The organism is Porphyrobacter sp. YT40 (assembly GCF_006542605.1).
Taxonomy (GTDB): Bacteria; Pseudomonadota; Alphaproteobacteria; order Sphingomonadales; family Sphingomonadaceae; genus Erythrobacter.
The window spans coordinates 2,454,581-2,469,082 of record NZ_CP041222.1 but is presented as its reverse complement, the minus strand read 5'-3'; the positions used below and the strand labels follow the sequence as shown (position 1 = coordinate 2,469,082).

The window sequence follows — 14,502 nt, the reverse complement described above, 5'->3', positions numbered from 1 at the left end:
TCGCTTATTCCACCGGCAGGAACTCGGGCACCGAGAGGTAGCGCTCGCCGGTGTCGTAGTTGAAGCCCATCACCCGCGCGCCGGGCGCGAGTTCGGGCAGCTTGGCGGCAATCGCGGCGAGTGTCGCGCCGCTCGAAATGCCGACCAGCATCCCTTCCTCGCGCGCGGCGCGGCGGGCCATTTCCTTCGCCTCCTCGGCATCGACCTTGATCGCGCCGTCGATGGCGTTGGTATGGAGGTTGCCGGGGATGAAGCCCGCGCCGATGCCCTGAATCGGGTGCGGGCCGGGCTGGCCGCCGTTGATCACGGGGGAGAGGGCCGGTTCGACACCATAGGCCTTGAAGCGGGGCCAGTGCTTTTTCAACTCCTCGGCGCAGCCGGTGAGGTGACCGCCGGTGCCGACCCCGGTTATCATCACGTCGATCGGTGTGTCGGCGAAATCGGCGAGGATTTCCTGCGCGGTGGTGCGCGCGTGGACTGCGGGGTTGGCGGCATTGTCGAACTGGCTCGGCATCCACGCGCCGGGTGTCCCGGCGACCAGCTCCTGTGCGCGCTCGATCGCGCCCTTCATGCCCTTTTCGCGCGGGGTGAGGTCGAAGCTTGCCCCATAGGCGAGCATCAAGCGGCGACGTTCGACCGACATCGATTCGGGCATCACCAGCACCAGCTTGTAACCCTTGACCGCGGCGACCATCGCAAGGCCGATTCCGGTATTGCCCGAGGTGGGCTCGACGATGGTGCCGCCCGGCTTCAGCGCGCCGCTGGCCTCGGCATCCTCGACCATCGCGAGCGCGATACGGTCCTTGATCGAGCCACCGGGATTGGCGCGCTCGGACTTCACCCAGACCTCGTGATTGGGGAACAGCCGCGCGAGGCGGATATGCGGGGTGCCGCCGATGGTGGCGAGGATGTTGTCAGCCTTCATGTCGATACCTCTCGTTTGAGCGCCTGCGGCTCGAAGCTGCGGGCGCGGCGCAATTCGGGGAAATACCACGCCCAGACCAATGTCACGACTATCGCACCCGCGCCGCCGAATACAACCGCGCCGGTCGCGCCGAGCAGTGCGGCGGCAAGGCCCGACTGCATCTCGCCCAATTCGTTGGAGGCCGAAATCGCCAGGCCCGAGATCGCCGAAACCCGCCCGCGCTTGTCGTCGGGCGTGAAAAGCTGAACAAGCGAAGAGCGGATAAAGACCGAGACCATGTCGACCGCGCCCATCATCGAAAGGATCGCCAGCGACAGCGCAAAGCTGCGCGAATAGGCAAAGGCGATGGTCAGCGCCCCGAAGGCCGCGACCGCCCACAGCATCTTCACCCCGACCTCGCGTTCCAGTGGACGGAACGACAGGATCAGCGCCACACTCGCCGCGCCTAGCGCCGGAGCCGCGCGCATCAGGCCGAGGCCTTCGGGCCCCACGAACAGGATGTCGCGCGCGAACACCGGCAGCAGCGCGGTCGCGCCCGCCAGCAGCACCGCGAACAGATCGAGCGTGATGCAGCCCAGCAGGAACCGCTCGCGCCAGACATAGATCAGCCCCTCGATCATCTGCCGCACGGGCTTGAGCGGCGGGCCTTCGTGCCTGGCGCGGATCGGGCGGACCGTGAGGATCAGCACCCCAGCCATCAACAGCATCGCCGCCGAGATTGCGTGCGGCAGCCAGATCACTTCGGCATAGACCAGCCCGCCGACCGCCGGCCCGGCGACGCTGGCGGTCTGCCAGGCGATCGAGGAAAGGGCGATCGCGCGCGGGAGCAGGGCGGGGGGCACGATATTGGGCGCAATCGCACTCATCGAAGGGCCGACGAACACCCGCGCCGTGCCGTGGGCGGCGGCGAGGATGAAGAGCAGCGGCAGGGTCAGCGCATCGGCCCAGGTCGTCGCTGCCAGCACCACGGCTACGCAGCCGTCGATTCCATTGGCGAAGGCCGCGACATGGCGCCGGTCGAAGCGGTCGGCGGCAAGACCCGCCACGGGGGTCAGCAGGAACAGCGGAATGAACTGCGCAAGACCCAGCAGGCCAAGCTGGAACGAGGCTTCGGCCACGCTCATCCCGTAATCCTCGCGCGCGACCTCGTAGAGCTGGTAGCCGAGCAGCACGACCATCGACATCGTGGCAAACACCGCCATGAAGCGGGCAAGCCAGTAACGCCGATAATCGGGAATCCGGAGTGGGGAGGCGGGCTGAGTCACGCGCGCGCCATGGCAGGCTCGCGCGTGCCTGCCAAGCAGGGGAAACTTGGGTTGGCCGAGGCTGGGCTTTCGGCGGTGCTAGCGCGGGCGGCGCAGGCGCGGGTTGGGCTGGAGCTGATCGATGATCGCCCCGAAGTCGTCGAAGCGGATAATCCGTTCGAACTGGAAGCCTGCGCGAGTATCGCGCACCCAGATCACATAGGCCTCGATCCGGCCCACCACCGGCAGGCGGATAATGATGCGATCGCCGCGATTGAGCTGGGCCGCGTTGTCGACCATGAAGCCGTGGGCTGAAAGGTTGCTGACGTGCAGATGCAGGTCGCCGTGCACGAAATGCTCGACGATCGCCGGAAAATCGACCGGGTGCCGCGCCGCACGACGCAAATCGGTCACGCTGAGATTAGCTCCACCCGCCACGTGTTTGCGATCCTTCCCTTCGTCTGGGGCCTATTCCACGGAAATGCCGCAGAAAGGCTGACAATTGGTAAAGATCGGGCTGGGTCAGCGATGCACCAGCGCGTGCCGTTTCTTGCCGAGGCTGAGGCGCAGGGTCTGCCCTTCGGCGGGGAGCACAAGCTGCGCGGGATCGGTGATCGTCTCGCCGTCGAGCTTCACCGCGCCTTCCGCCAGCTTGCGCTTGGCCTCGCCGCCCGATGCGGTGAGACCGATGGCGGTAAGCAGTGCGGCGATCCGCATTCCCTCGTTGCCGACGGCAAGGCTCGGCAGATCTTCGCCCGCACCCGATCCGGCAAAGGTCTCGCGCGCGGTCGCTTCGGCACGGGTAGCAGCATCCGCGCCGCGGACGAGTTTCGTCACCTCGTTAGCGAGCACCACCTTGGCGGCGTTGATTTCGGCCCCTTCGAGCGCTTCGAGGCGGGCGATCTCGTCGAGCGGCAGATCGGTGAACAGCCGCAAGAACTTGCCCACGTCGGCATCGTCGACATTGCGCCAATACTGCCAGAAATCGTACGCTGGCAGCTGCTCCTCGTTGAGCCACACCGCGCCCGCAGCAGTCTTGCCCATCTTCGCGCCGCTGGCGGTGGTCAGCAGCGGGGTGGTGAGACCAAACAGGTCGGAGCCGTCCATCCGGCGGCCAAGCTCCATCCCGTTGACGATATTGCCCCACTGGTCGCTGCCGCCCATCTGCAGACGAACTCCGAATTCCTTGGACAAGTGCCTGAAATCGTAGCCCTGCAGGATCATGTAGTTGAATTCGAGGAAGGTCATCGGCTGCTCGCGCTCGAGCCGCAGCCGCACCGAATCGAAGGTCAGCATCCGGTTGACGGTGAAATGCGTGCCGACTTCCTGCAGCAACTGGATGTAGCCCAGCTGGCCCAGCCAATCGTGATTGTTGACCATCACCGCATCGGTCGGCCCGTCGCCGAAGGTCAGCAGCTTGTCGAACACGGTCATGATCGAGGCGATGTTGGCCTCGATCGTTTCGTCGGTGAGCATCTTGCGGCTCTCGTCGCGGCCCGTGGGATCACCGATCCGCGTGGTGCCGCCGCCCATCAGCACGATCGGCTTGTGGCCGGTCTGCTGCAGGCGGCGCAACATCATGATCTGCACGAGGCTACCGATGTGAAGCGAAGGCGCCGTGGCGTCGAACCCGATATAGCCCGGCACGATCTCCTTGGCGGCAAGGGCATCGAGCCCCGCCGCATCGGTCTGCTGGTGAATGTAGCCACGCTCTTCGAGCAGGCGCAGAAGGTCGGATTCGAAGGTGTTCATAGGGCGCGCCCCTATCAGGCGGTGCGCGCGGCGTGAAGTGGCTTGCCGGACACGGGGCGAGGGGGCAGGAAAGGGGGATGCACCCGCTCATGCTTCATGTCGCCTGCGATCTCGGCCCGATCCGCGCGGTGACTGCCGCGATCACCGCAACGCCAGACGGTTGCGAGGCGGAGTTCCGCCTAGATGGCCATATGCCTGCCATCATCCTTCCACCCGCCGCTTCGCCGGGGCGGCAGGACAATCTGTGGCAGACGACCTGCTTCGAGATATTCTGGCAGCCTATCGGCGGGACGGCCTATCGCGAATTCAATCTCTCGCCCTCGGGCCAGTGGGCGGCCTATGACTTCGATTCCTTCCGCGAAGGGATGCGCGATGCGCCTGTGGGCGCCATTGCTGTCGCCTGTTCGCATGACGATACAGGGCTGGTGCTGAAGGCCAGCATCGCGGCCGATCTGCCGGACCCGGCGCAGGTCGCGCTCAACGCGATTGTCGAACACGCCGATAGCGGCAAGCAGTATTGGGCGCTGGCCTTCCCGCCCGGCAAGCCGGAGTTTCACTCCGAAGCCAACCGTGCGCTGATCGTCGAGCGCTAGGCGGAAGCCGGCCCACCAAAGGGGCGGTTAAGCTGCACAATCTTGGCGTTGAGTGCGAAAGCGAAGGTGACCCAGATGAAATAGGGCACGTTCAGCCACCCGGCGAAACTGTCACCGACAAGGCGCGGCAACACCACCATCAGGCTGACGACCGAAAGCCAGAGCAGCACATTCTCTGCTAGCGCCCAATCGGGCCGCTTCCATTTGAAGAACAGCGGCGACCACAGCAGGTGCATTACGAAGTTTACGGCGAACAATGCCCACACGCCCGACAGCGCTTCAGGGGTCGGAGCCTGCGTCAGGCCGATGTAGAAACTCCATCCCGCCAGTCCGAGGATTACCGTCCAAGCCGGGCCGAACAGCCAGTCGGGCGGCTGCCATGGCGGCTTGCGCAACTGGCGATACCACGCACCGATCTCGGTCAGCGCCCCGCCCGCGCCGCCGAGGATGATGGCCCAGGTGGCGGCAATGAGGGCGTTGGTCCAGTCGATCTCCATAGGCCCTCAACCCGGCGTGTGGCAGCAATGTTCCCGTGTAGCGCAAAGCAATTGCCTTTGGCGCGCGCCTGTTCCAACGCTTGGCGTATGAAGAATGGCATCGACCGGCTGCTGGCCGACCCTGAACTCCTCCGCAAACTCGCGGGCCGCCGCGTCGCATTGGTGGCACACCCGGCGAGCGTGACCGCGGATCTCACCCACAGTCTCGACGCGCTGATCGCGGCCGGAGTGAACGTCAACAGCGCCTTTGGCCCGCAGCATGGCCTCAAGGGCGACAAGCAGGACAACATGGTCGAGACCGCGGACGAGATGGACCCGCGCTACGGCATCCCGATCTTCTCGCTCTATGGCGAGGTGCGCCGTCCTACGGGCCAGATGATGTCGAGCGCCGATGTCTTCCTGTTCGACCTTCAGGACCTAGGCTGCCGGATCTACACCTTCGTCACCACCTTGCTGTATTTGCTGGAAGAAGCGGCGAAGGCGGGCAAGGAGATCTGGGTGCTCGACCGCCCCAATCCCGCCGGCCGCCCGGTGGAAGGCACGCTGCTGGTGCCGGGTCAGGAGAGCTTCGTCGGTGCCGCCCCGATGCCGATGCGCCACGGCCTCACCATGGGGGAGATGGGCCACTGGTTCATCGCGCACTTCGATCTCGACGTCGCCTACAAGGTGGTGGCGATGGAGGGCTGGGACCCCGATGGCCCGGGGCATGGCTGGCCGACGTCACGCCTGTGGATCAATCCCTCGCCCAATGCCGCCAACGTCAACATGGCGCGCTGCTATGCCGGGACGGTGATGCTGGAGGGCACGACCCTATCCGAAGGGCGCGGCACCACCCGCCCGCTGGAGGTGCTGTTCGGGGCGCCCGACATCGACGCGGGCGGGGTGCTGAAGGTGATGCGCAAGCTCGCGCCCGAATGGCTCGATGGCTGCGCGATCCGCGAATGCTGGTTCGAACCGACCTTCCACAAGCACGCAGGAATGCTCTGCAATGCGTTGATGATCCACGCAGAAGGTGATTTCTACGATCATAACGCCTTCAAGCCCTGGCGCTTGCAGGCACTGGCCTTCAAGGCGATCCGGGTGCTTTACCCGGACTATCCGCTGTGGCGCGACTTCCCTTACGAATACGAGCTCACCCGTCTGGCGATTGACGTCATCAATGGCGGGCCTGCTTTGCGCGAATGGGTCGACGACCCTGCCGCCACGGCGAACGATCTTGACGCCATGACGTCACATGACGAGGCCGCATGGGTTGCGGCGGTGCGCGATCATCTGCTTTACTGAGTGACGTCACGACCTTGAAAACAGGGCGGGCATGCAGGTCGGCGGAGCATCCGCCACCGATGGGAGAGAACACGACATGGCCACCACCGCCGATACGGCGACCCCTCCGAATTCCGTCCGGCTGACCTTGTGGCTTCTGCTCACTGTCTATGTCTTCAATTTCATCGACCGCCAGATCGTCAACATCCTCGCCGAGCCGATCGCGCGCGATCTCGATCTGAACGACACCCAGATCGGGCTGATGACGGGGCTGGCCTTCGCGCTGTTCTATACCGTGCTCGGCATCCCCATCGCCCGCTTTGCTGACCGGCCGACGACCAACCGCCCGCGCCTGATCGCGGTCGCGCTGGGCCTCTGGTCGGCGATGACGGCGCTGTGCGGACTGGCGCAGAATTTCTGGCAATTGCTGCTCGCCCGGATCGGTGTCGGGGTGGGCGAGGCCGGCTGCACGCCGCCCGCGCATTCGCTGATCGCCGACATCGTGCCGCCGGAAAAGCGATCCTCGGCGCTGGCGTTCTATTCGCTCGGCATTCCGGTGGGCACGCTGCTCGGGATGCTGATCGGCGGCATGCTGGCGGATTTCGTGGGCTGGCGTGAAGCTTTCGTAATTGTCGGACTGCCCGGCGTCATGCTGGCGCTGATCGTGTGGTTCGTGCTGCGAGACCCGCGCCGCTCCGATGCTGCGGCGATCCTGCGGGCCAAGAACCCCACGCCGGAACTGCCGCTGCGGCAGGCCGTCGCCGAGGTGATGGGCTCGCGCGCGTTTCTGTTGCTGCTGTGCGCCGGGTCGGCAGCCGCGTTCCTGTCCTATGGCAAGACCACCTGGACCACGATTTTCTTCCAGCGCACCCATGACCTGTCGCCGGGGCAGGTCGGGCTGTGGTTCGGAGTGATCGCGGGCGTTGGCGGCATGATGGGGACATGGCTGGGCGGCTATCTCGCCGACCGCTTCGGGGCCAAGAACCGCCGCCATGTGCTCACCGCGCCCGCGATCGGCATGGCGCTCGCGGTGCCGCTGGCGATTGCCGCCTATCAGGCGTCGAGCTGGCCTGTGGCGCTGACCCTGCTGTTCGTGCCGCAGGTGCTCAATTCCTTCTACTACGGCCCGACCTATTCCGCCGCGCAGGGGCTGGTGCCGCTGCGGGCGCGGGCGATTGCGGCTGCGGCGCTGCTGTTCTTCCAGAACCTGATCGGGCTGGGGCTGGGGCCCTTGTTCTTCGGGATGCTGTCGGACTGGCTGCAACCGGCCTATGGCGCGGAGTCGGTGCGCTACGTGCTCTACGGCGCGGCGGTGCTGGGGCTGGTGCCGGCGTTCTTCTTCTGGCGGTGCAGCCTGCACCTCGACCGCGAGCTTGACCAGAAGGGCTAGTCGGGCTCCCGCACCGGCTGCACCAGCGTCACCAGCACGAAGCTGATCAGCATCAGCAGATACCAGCTTCCATATTTGGCGAGGCCGACCATCTGCCACTCCTGCTCCTGCCCGGGATAGTTCCAAGCATTGGCGAAGGTGGCGATGTTCTCGGCGAACCAGATGAACAGCGCGACGAGGCCGAAACCCACCAGCAGCGGCATCCAGCGATGGACGCGCCAGTTGCGGAAATGCACGCGGGTGCGCCAGAACAGCAACGCCGTGACGCCAAACAGTCCCCAGCGGATGTCGATCGTGAAGTGGTGCGTGAAGAAGTTCACATAGATCGCCGCTGCCAAGAGCCATGTCGCCCACACGGGCGGATAGTGGGTCAAGCGGAAGTCGAAAATCCGCCACACCCGCGCGATATAGCTGCCGACGGCGGCATACATGAACCCCGAGAACAACGGCACTGCGCCGATGTGGAGCACGCTCGCCTCGGGATAGGTCCATGATCCCGCCTGCGTCTTGAACAGCTCCATCACCGTGCCGACGACGTGGAAGATCAGGATAACCCGCGCCTCGCGCCATGTCTCGAGCCGGAAGGCCAGCATCCCTGCCTGAATGGCGATGGCGGCGAGCGTCAGGAAGTCATAGCGGTGGAGCGGCGCGCTGTCGGGGTAGAACAGGTGCGTGCCGAGGAGCAGCGCGAGGAGAAGGCCCCCGAACAGGCAGGCCCAGCCTTGCTTGAAGCCGAACAGCAGGAACTCGTAAAGCCACAGCCGCCAGCCCGTGCCGGGGTCGAAGGCTTCGAGCCTGAGGCGAACCGCTTCGAACCGGGTGTGGCGTCGTGACGTCATACCAAGCGGGAATGATCAGCCCGCGCGCTGCCGTCAACGCCTACTCGCGCTCAGCCGGATCGTCGCTCGCCTTCGGCATCCAGCGCGCCTCGCCGGGCAGCGGCGTGCGCAGGCTCACGGCCCATTTTTTTTCCCCCGATCTCGACCGCACCGCGCGCCTTGCGGGTTTCGAGAAACGCCAGCAGCGCATCCTTGTCGCTGATCGGAATGAACAGGCTGTAGCTATCACCGCGCTGTACCGTCGCCGCGTGATCGAGCCCCGGCCATTCTGCAGGCCAGATGATCGAAGCTTCGGGCGCATATTCGTAGGGCCAGATCATCACCTCGATCGCATCGGGCTCCCACGGTGCTGCGTCAGGGCTTCGGTATTCCCGCAGCAGAGTGATCATGCTCAACAGCCGGTCACTGGCATCGCCCCGATCGCGATGCTGCGACGTCGCGCCATAGGCGACCACCGCCAGTTTATCGCGAAAATCGATAATAATGGACGACGGCTGATCGGTGACTTTCGTATAGTCGGTGTAGTCGTTGATCCCCGCCAGCTTAACCTTGGCGGCCAGCGCCGCGCTGTCAGCCGCCGCTAGGGTCACCGCCTGATAGCCCGTCTCGGTCCGGTAAATCACCGTCCCATCTTCATAGAGCACGAAACGGGGAGAATCCGACCCGATCACCATCGCCCAGGGATCGGTCTCGATATAGACTATCAACGGCTCGGCATCGGCCACGGGCGGATCGGCAAAGGCGGGTGCCGCAAGAAGCAGCACCATCAGCGCGGTAAAAAGCCTGCCGAGCACCACAGCCGCCATCAACGCTTGCGCAGAAGTTCAGCCATTTCCTCCGGGGTGATCTCCATCTGCCCGCGGAGCTGGATACCGGGGCTCATTGCGAGAACCACCGAGCAACCGTCGATCCGCCGGTCGACGGCATAGAGATACTGGCCCATGCCCGGTGTGGCAGGCCCGCGTTCCAGGCGAGGCTGCTGGCCGGGATTGTCAGCCGTCGGCAAATTGCTGTCACGGCATTTGTTGCCCGACACGAAGTTCTCCGGCTGCCATTCGCGCATCGTGGCGCGCGTTTGCGTATCAGAGGCCTCCGCCGCTGAACGGGGCGCATCGTCAGCACCGAGCAGGGCCAGGAAGAGCGGCAGGGCGAGATAATGCATGACAGTCTCCTTCAAACCCCAGAATATCACAAAAGCCCGCATTTCCAACAAGCTTGGCGCAGCGTCAGCAGTTGGAAGGAATGGCGTCCCTCGTCAGCAGCCGCTGGGCGAGCGAGCGCTCGTAACCGCCCGCGTCAAGATGCACGGCGATGACGGACGGAAAATCCAGACCCGTTTCGAGCGTGACGTCAGCCGGTTCAGGCGCATTGCCTTCGTAGATCACGGCCGCGCGGCCCCCAGCGACGAGTTCATGGGTCATGAAATCCATCATCCGGTCGGTGCTGACCAGCTGTTCGTCGGGTGCAAGCACCAGAGCAAAGCCCATTCCGCACACGAGGCCGGGGCCGGAGAATTGCGTCACGATCTGCTGCGGATATTCCGGGTCGGACGGCAAGCGTTCCGAACGGGCGAGGGCGACACCCTGCACCGGCTGCTGCGCCGAGCATGACGTCAGCGCCAGTGCGGCGCCAGCGAAGAGAACCGCGCGCGCTCTCACGCCCCGTGCTTGCGCGACAACTCCCGCATCGCATCGTCCAGCCCTTCAAGAGTCAGGGGATACATCCGGTCGCCGACCAGCTGCTTGATCATCTTGGTCGACTGCGAATAGTTCCACTGCTTTTCCGGCACGGGATTGAGCCACACGGTCGCGGGATAGGTGTTGGTGACGCGCTGCAGCCACACCGCGCCCGCTTCCTCGTTCATGTGCTCCACCGAGCCGCCCGGATGGGTGATCTCGTAGGGGCTCATCGCCGCGTCGCCGACGAAGACGATCTTGTAGTCGTGCCCGTATTTGTGGAGCACGTCCCAGGTCTTGGTGCGTTCCTGCCAGCGGCGCTTGTTGTCCTTCCACACGCCTTCGTAGAGGCAGTTGTGGAAGTAGAAGAATTCGAGGTTCTTGAACTCCGCGGTGGCGGCGCTGAACAGTTCCTCGACCAGCTTGATGAAGGGGTCCATCGATCCGCCGACGTCGAGGAACAGCAGCAGTTTCACCGCATTGCGCCGCTCGGGCCGCATTCTGATGTCGAGCCAGCCCTGCTTGGCTGTGCCTTCGATGGTGCCGGGAATGTCGAGCTCGTCCGCCGCGCCTTCGCGGGCAAAACGCCTGAGCCGCCGCAAAGCCATCTTGATGTTGCGGGTGCCGAGTTCCTTGGTGTTGTCGAGGTTCTTGAACTCGCGCTTTTCCCAGACCTTGATCGCACGCCCGTGCTTGCTTTCGCCGCCGATGCGCACGCCTTCAGGATTGTAGCCGGAATTGCCGAAGGGGCTGGTGCCCCCGGTGCCGATCCACTTGTTGCCGCCCTGGTGCCGTTTTTCCTGTTCCTCGAGCCGCTTCTTGAGCGTCTCCATGATCTCGTCCCAGTCACCCAGCGACTTGATCTTTTCCATCTCCTCGGGGGAGAGAAACTTTTCGGCGACGGCTTTCAGCCAGTCTTCGGGAATGTCGACCGGGTTCTGGCCGTAATCGGACATGATCCCCTTGAAGACCTTCTGGAACACCTGATCGAAGCGATCCAAAAGCCCCTCATCCTTCACGAAGGTCGCGCGGGAGAGGTAGTAGAACGCCTCGGGCGTCTGCTCGATCACGTCCTTGTCGAGCGCCTCCAGCAGGGTGAGGTGCTCTTTGAAGGACGCGCCGATCCCGGCGGCCCGCAGCTCGTCGACGAAGTTGAAAAACATGGCTGTTGCCTAGCCGAATGTGCGCTGCCTTGCCAGCACCGGAAATGAGAGGGCGTAAGCATTGCCTTAACCATCACAATGGTAGCGCTACCGTGTTGATCCGGGAGGGGATGGGCGGGGCAATGTTTATGACGCAGGTGGCAAGCACGGGCGTAGGCGCGATCGACTCGATTTCGACCAGCTGCGGCGAAGTCGTTCTCGGGTGCGCCGATGTTGCCGGCATCGTCAAACAGGTCATCGAATCCTCGGCTGCCTTGCGCGATGAGCACCGCACGCTTGCCTCGACCGTGGCCGCGCTCGAAGCCGATCAGCAGCGGGTGCTCGAAGCGAGCGACGAGGCGCGGATGCTGTCCGCCGAGGCGATCAAGCAGCTGGGCGCGGGCACCAAGCAGATCGAAAGCTCGCTCGACAGGATCACCGAACTGCTGGCGATGGTGGAGGCGCTGTCGCAACACGTGACCAGCTTTGCGGCCGCGCTCTCCCAAGTGCAGCGATCGGTGCGCGAGATCGACGATATCGCCGAAACCACCAATATCCTCGCCCTGAACGCCACGATCGAAGCGATGCGGGCAGGGGAGGCGGGGCGCACCTTTGCCGTGGTCGCCGCCGAGGTGAAGCAGCTGGCCGGTCACACCCGCAAGGCGACCGAGGAAATCGGCAAGACCATGGAAGCGCTGGGCGGCGAGGCCGAGCAGGTCATTGCCCGCATCGGCGCAGGGTCGCAGGCGAGCGATTCGGCGCGCACCTCGATCGATTCGATCAAGCAGACCATCGCCGGCGTGGTGGAGCTGGTTCATGACGTCGACCGTCAGAATGACCAGATCACCCGCTCGACCGGGACAATCAGCGATCACGTCAACCGGGTTCACCACGTCCTCGACGATTTCCAGCGCGCCAGCGAACGGGACGAAGGCAAGCTCACCTCAGTTCATGGCAAGGTCGGGGCGCTGGAGGACAAGGCCAGCGTGATGTTCGACCACATCGTTCAGGCGGGGCTATCCCCGCGCGACAGCGAGATCGTCGCACTGGCGCAGGAGGCCGCGGCCGAGGCGATGCAACGGGTGGAAGAGGCGCTGCGTTCCGGCGCGCTGTCGCGCGAGATGCTGTTCGATGACGATTATCGCCCCGTTCCCGGAACCAACCCGCAGCTGTTCCGCAACCGCCTGTCGGACTGGGCCGACACGCATTGGCGCCCCCTGCTCGACCGCGTCATGACGCGCGATGCGGCGATCATCGCCACGGTGTGCGACGACCGCAACGGCTTCATGCCGACCCATCTCACCGAACGCAGCCGCCGCCCCACCGGTGATTACACTCACGATCTGCAATTCTGCCGCAACGGACGGATGATCACGACCCCGTTCGACAAGTGGATCAAGCAGGCGACCAAGCCCTATTCGATGGCGGTCTACCGGCACGAGGGCGACGGGGAGCATTACCGGGTCGTCCGCCTGGTGAGCGTGCCAATGGTGTTCGACGGCCGCCGCTGGGGGGAGTACGAGATTTCCTATTTCCTGTAACCCCCAGGGCGAGCGATCAGGTGCTCGCGCAGCTCTTTGAACAAAAATTGTCACCTGCAGTCATTTTCGTTCCAATCTGGCCGAAGGCATTAACCCTGCCATAACCATGCCCGCCTATTTTCGCGTTACAGGTCAGGCCAGTGACCACAGGGACGCAAAAATGAAGCAGGCTGCACTCGATACCGCTCACGCCCATGCCTTGGGGATGATCCCGGAAAGCTGCGGCGCGGTAACGGTCGGCTGCACCGATGTTGCAGGCGTGGTCGAGGCGGTGATCGCCTCCTCGCGCACGCTGCGGTCGGAGCACGAGGCACTGGCCGAAACGGTGCGTGCGCTCGAGGCCGATCAGCGCAAGGTTTCCGAGGCGAGCGACGAGGCGCGGCTCTTGTCCGAACGCGCGATCGAGCGTCTCAACGAAGGCACGGCGCTGATCCAGTCCTCGCTCGGCCAGATTGCGGGCCTCATCGAACTGGTCGACACGCTGAGCCAGCACGTCACCAGCTTCTCCGCCGCGATGGAACAGGTGCGCCGCAGCGCGCAGGACATCGACGAGATTGCCGAAACCACCAACATCCTCGCCCTGAACGCCACGATCGAGGCGATGCGCGCAGGCGACGCCGGGCGCACCTTCGCGGTGGTTGCCGCCGAGGTGAAGAGCCTCGCCAACGACACTCGCAAGGCGACCGAGGAGATCGCCGCCACCATTGACGCGCTGGGCGGCGAGGCCGAGGTTGTGATCGGGCGGATCGAAGCGGGTTCGAAGGCCAGCGGCGAGGCCCGCGCCAGCGTCGCGCAGATCGAGAGCACGATCGCCAATGTCGGCGCGCTGGTCGAAGAGGTCGACAAGCAGAATGACGTCATTGCCCGCTCGACCGGCACGATCAGCGGTCATGTGGACAGGGTGCAGCGGGTGCTGACGGGCTTCGATACCGCCGCGCGCAGCAACGAGGATCGCCTCCACGGCGCGCATCGCAAGATGGAGGAGCTGGAAATCACCGCCTCCGAAATGTTCGACCGGATCGTGCAGGCAGGTCTCTCGCCCGAGGACAGCGCGATGGTCGCGCAGGCACAGGCGATGATGCGCGAGGTTGCCGAGCATACCGAGGCCGCCATTGCCAAGGGTGCGGTCAGCATGGCGGCGCTGTTCGATACCGATTATCAGCCCGTGCCCGGCACCAATCCGCAGCTCTATCGCACCCGCCTGACCGACTGGGCCCACGCCGAATGGCGACCCTTCCTCGACCGTGCGAAGGCCGGCGACACGCGGGTGCTGGCCGCCGCCTGCACCGACATGAACGGCTTTCTGCCGACCCACCTTTCCGAACGCAGCCGCACCCCCACCGGCGATGTCGCGCACGACACCCAGTTCTGCCGCAACGGGCGGATCATGCTGGAGGCGATCGACCGCAAGGCCAAGGCCAGCAGCGCGCCCTATATGATGGCGGTCTATCGCCAGGAAGGCGACGGCAACTCTTATGTCGTGGTGCGCAATGTCTACGTACCGCTGGTGATCGGCGGCAAGCGCTGGGGTGATTTCGAGCTGGCCTACAGCTTCGACTGAGGCCTCCCGAACCAGATCCGCCTTCAACGGGACGGAACAGGCGGCTGGCCACTCAGGCCCGCCGCCTGATTCTTATCTG

At 64.7% G+C, this 14,502-nt stretch carries 15 protein-coding genes; 5 read left to right on the top strand and 10 right to left on the bottom strand.

The genetic code is table 11. From position 1 onward, the window contains the following. Positions 1-4 precede the first annotated feature (4 nt). The 4 genes from cysK to tyrS form a co-directional block, all read right to left on the bottom strand. The gene (gene cysK / locus E2E27_RS11580) at positions 5-925 is read right to left on the bottom strand and encodes a cysteine synthase A (protein WP_141459336.1); all 921 of its coding nucleotides are present in this window, start codon (positions 923-925) and stop codon (positions 5-7) included. Beyond that, positions 922-2,190 carry an MFS transporter gene (locus E2E27_RS11575; RefSeq protein WP_141459334.1) on the bottom strand — a complete coding sequence of 423 codons (1,269 nt, stop codon included), beginning with the start codon at positions 2,188-2,190 and terminating at the stop codon, positions 922-924. The genes cysK and E2E27_RS11575 overlap by 4 nt, the downstream gene beginning before the upstream one ends. Before the next feature lie 78 nt (positions 2,191-2,268). Next, positions 2,269-2,607 (bottom strand): PilZ domain-containing protein, encoded by a 339-nt coding sequence (locus tag E2E27_RS11570; RefSeq protein WP_141459332.1) that lies wholly within the window; start codon positions 2,605-2,607, stop codon positions 2,269-2,271. Between the two features lie 84 nt (positions 2,608-2,691). Beyond that, complete coding sequence (tyrS, locus tag E2E27_RS11565; protein ID WP_141459330.1) at positions 2,692-3,921, bottom strand: tyrosine--tRNA ligase; 1,230 nt, start codon at positions 3,919-3,921, stop codon at positions 2,692-2,694. 77 nt (positions 3,922-3,998) lie between these two features. Between tyrS and E2E27_RS11560 the strand changes: the two genes are divergently transcribed. Continuing rightward, positions 3,999-4,514 (top strand): DOMON-like domain-containing protein, encoded by a 516-nt coding sequence (locus E2E27_RS11560; protein ID WP_141459329.1) that lies wholly within the window; start codon positions 3,999-4,001, stop codon positions 4,512-4,514. Here the strand turns inward: E2E27_RS11560 and E2E27_RS11555 are convergent. Beyond that, positions 4,511-5,011: a TspO/MBR family protein gene (locus tag E2E27_RS11555; protein WP_141459327.1), complete on the bottom strand. Its 501-nt coding sequence runs from the start codon at positions 5,009-5,011 to the stop codon at positions 4,511-4,513. The genes E2E27_RS11560 and E2E27_RS11555 overlap by 4 nt on opposite strands. 87 nt (positions 5,012-5,098) lie before the next feature. Between E2E27_RS11555 and E2E27_RS11550 the strand changes: the two genes are divergently transcribed. Next, positions 5,099-6,295 carry an exo-beta-N-acetylmuramidase NamZ family protein gene (locus tag E2E27_RS11550; RefSeq protein WP_141459326.1) on the top strand — a complete coding sequence of 399 codons (1,197 nt, stop codon included), beginning with the start codon at positions 5,099-5,101 and terminating at the stop codon, positions 6,293-6,295. Between the two features lie 76 nt (positions 6,296-6,371). Next, positions 6,372-7,664, top strand: coding sequence for a spinster family MFS transporter (locus tag E2E27_RS11545; protein WP_141459324.1), 1,293 nt, complete (start codon positions 6,372-6,374; stop codon positions 7,662-7,664). Here E2E27_RS11545 and E2E27_RS11540 read toward each other — a convergent pair. From E2E27_RS11540 to E2E27_RS11520, 5 genes are all read right to left on the bottom strand, one after another. Then, the gene (locus E2E27_RS11540) at positions 7,661-8,503 is read right to left on the bottom strand and encodes a DUF817 domain-containing protein (protein WP_141459322.1); all 843 of its coding nucleotides are present in this window, start codon (positions 8,501-8,503) and stop codon (positions 7,661-7,663) included. The two genes, E2E27_RS11545 and E2E27_RS11540, sit on opposite strands and share 4 nt — an antisense overlap. A 50-nt stretch (positions 8,504-8,553) precedes the next feature. Continuing rightward, positions 8,554-9,309 (bottom strand): hypothetical protein, encoded by a 756-nt coding sequence (locus E2E27_RS11535; RefSeq protein ID WP_141459320.1) that lies wholly within the window; start codon positions 9,307-9,309, stop codon positions 8,554-8,556. After that, on the bottom strand, positions 9,309-9,665 hold the full coding sequence (locus E2E27_RS11530) for a hypothetical protein (protein WP_141459318.1): 357 nt from the start codon (positions 9,663-9,665) through the stop codon (positions 9,309-9,311). The genes E2E27_RS11535 and E2E27_RS11530 overlap by 1 nt, the downstream gene beginning before the upstream one ends. Before the next feature lie 64 nt (positions 9,666-9,729). Next, the gene (locus tag E2E27_RS11525; protein ID WP_141459316.1) at positions 9,730-10,161 is read right to left on the bottom strand and encodes a hypothetical protein; all 432 of its coding nucleotides are present in this window, start codon (positions 10,159-10,161) and stop codon (positions 9,730-9,732) included. After that, a complete protein-coding gene (locus tag E2E27_RS11520; RefSeq protein ID WP_141459314.1) occupies positions 10,158-11,342 on the bottom strand; it encodes a vWA domain-containing protein in 1,185 nt (394 codons plus the stop codon). Before E2E27_RS11520 ends, E2E27_RS11525 begins: the two co-directional genes overlap by 4 nt. A gap of 122 nt (positions 11,343-11,464) precedes the next feature. Between E2E27_RS11520 and E2E27_RS11515 the strand changes: the two genes are divergently transcribed. Next, positions 11,465-12,862 (top strand): methyl-accepting chemotaxis protein, encoded by a 1,398-nt coding sequence (locus E2E27_RS11515; RefSeq protein ID WP_141459312.1) that lies wholly within the window; start codon positions 11,465-11,467, stop codon positions 12,860-12,862. A 160-nt stretch (positions 12,863-13,022) separates the two neighbouring features. Continuing rightward, positions 13,023-14,423, top strand: a complete 1,401-nt coding sequence (locus E2E27_RS11510) for a methyl-accepting chemotaxis protein (RefSeq protein ID WP_141459310.1) — start codon at positions 13,023-13,025, stop codon at positions 14,421-14,423. Positions 14,424-14,502 lie beyond the last annotated feature (79 nt).

Coding starts and splice junctions, on each gene's coding strand:
- cysK (WP_141459336.1), bottom strand. CDS start 925: ATGAAGGCTGACAACATCCTCGCCACCATCGGCGGCACCCCGCATATC.
- tyrS (WP_141459330.1), bottom strand. CDS start 3,921: ATGAACACCTTCGAATCCGACCTTCTGCGCCTGCTCGAAGAGCGTGGC.
- E2E27_RS11560 (WP_141459329.1), top strand. CDS start 3,999: ATGCACCCGCTCATGCTTCATGTCGCCTGCGATCTCGGCCCGATCCGC.
- E2E27_RS11555 (WP_141459327.1), bottom strand. CDS start 5,011: ATGGAGATCGACTGGACCAACGCCCTCATTGCCGCCACCTGGGCCATC.
- E2E27_RS11550 (WP_141459326.1), top strand. CDS start 5,099: ATGAAGAATGGCATCGACCGGCTGCTGGCCGACCCTGAACTCCTCCGC.
- E2E27_RS11545 (WP_141459324.1), top strand. CDS start 6,372: ATGGCCACCACCGCCGATACGGCGACCCCTCCGAATTCCGTCCGGCTG.
- E2E27_RS11540 (WP_141459322.1), bottom strand. CDS start 8,503: ATGACGTCACGACGCCACACCCGGTTCGAAGCGGTTCGCCTCAGGCTC.
- E2E27_RS11535 (WP_141459320.1), bottom strand. CDS start 9,309: ATGGCGGCTGTGGTGCTCGGCAGGCTTTTTACCGCGCTGATGGTGCTG.
- E2E27_RS11530 (WP_141459318.1), bottom strand. CDS start 9,665: ATGCATTATCTCGCCCTGCCGCTCTTCCTGGCCCTGCTCGGTGCTGAC.
- E2E27_RS11520 (WP_141459314.1), bottom strand. CDS start 11,342: ATGTTTTTCAACTTCGTCGACGAGCTGCGGGCCGCCGGGATCGGCGCG.
- E2E27_RS11515 (WP_141459312.1), top strand. CDS start 11,465: ATGTTTATGACGCAGGTGGCAAGCACGGGCGTAGGCGCGATCGACTCG.
- E2E27_RS11510 (WP_141459310.1), top strand. CDS start 13,023: ATGAAGCAGGCTGCACTCGATACCGCTCACGCCCATGCCTTGGGGATG.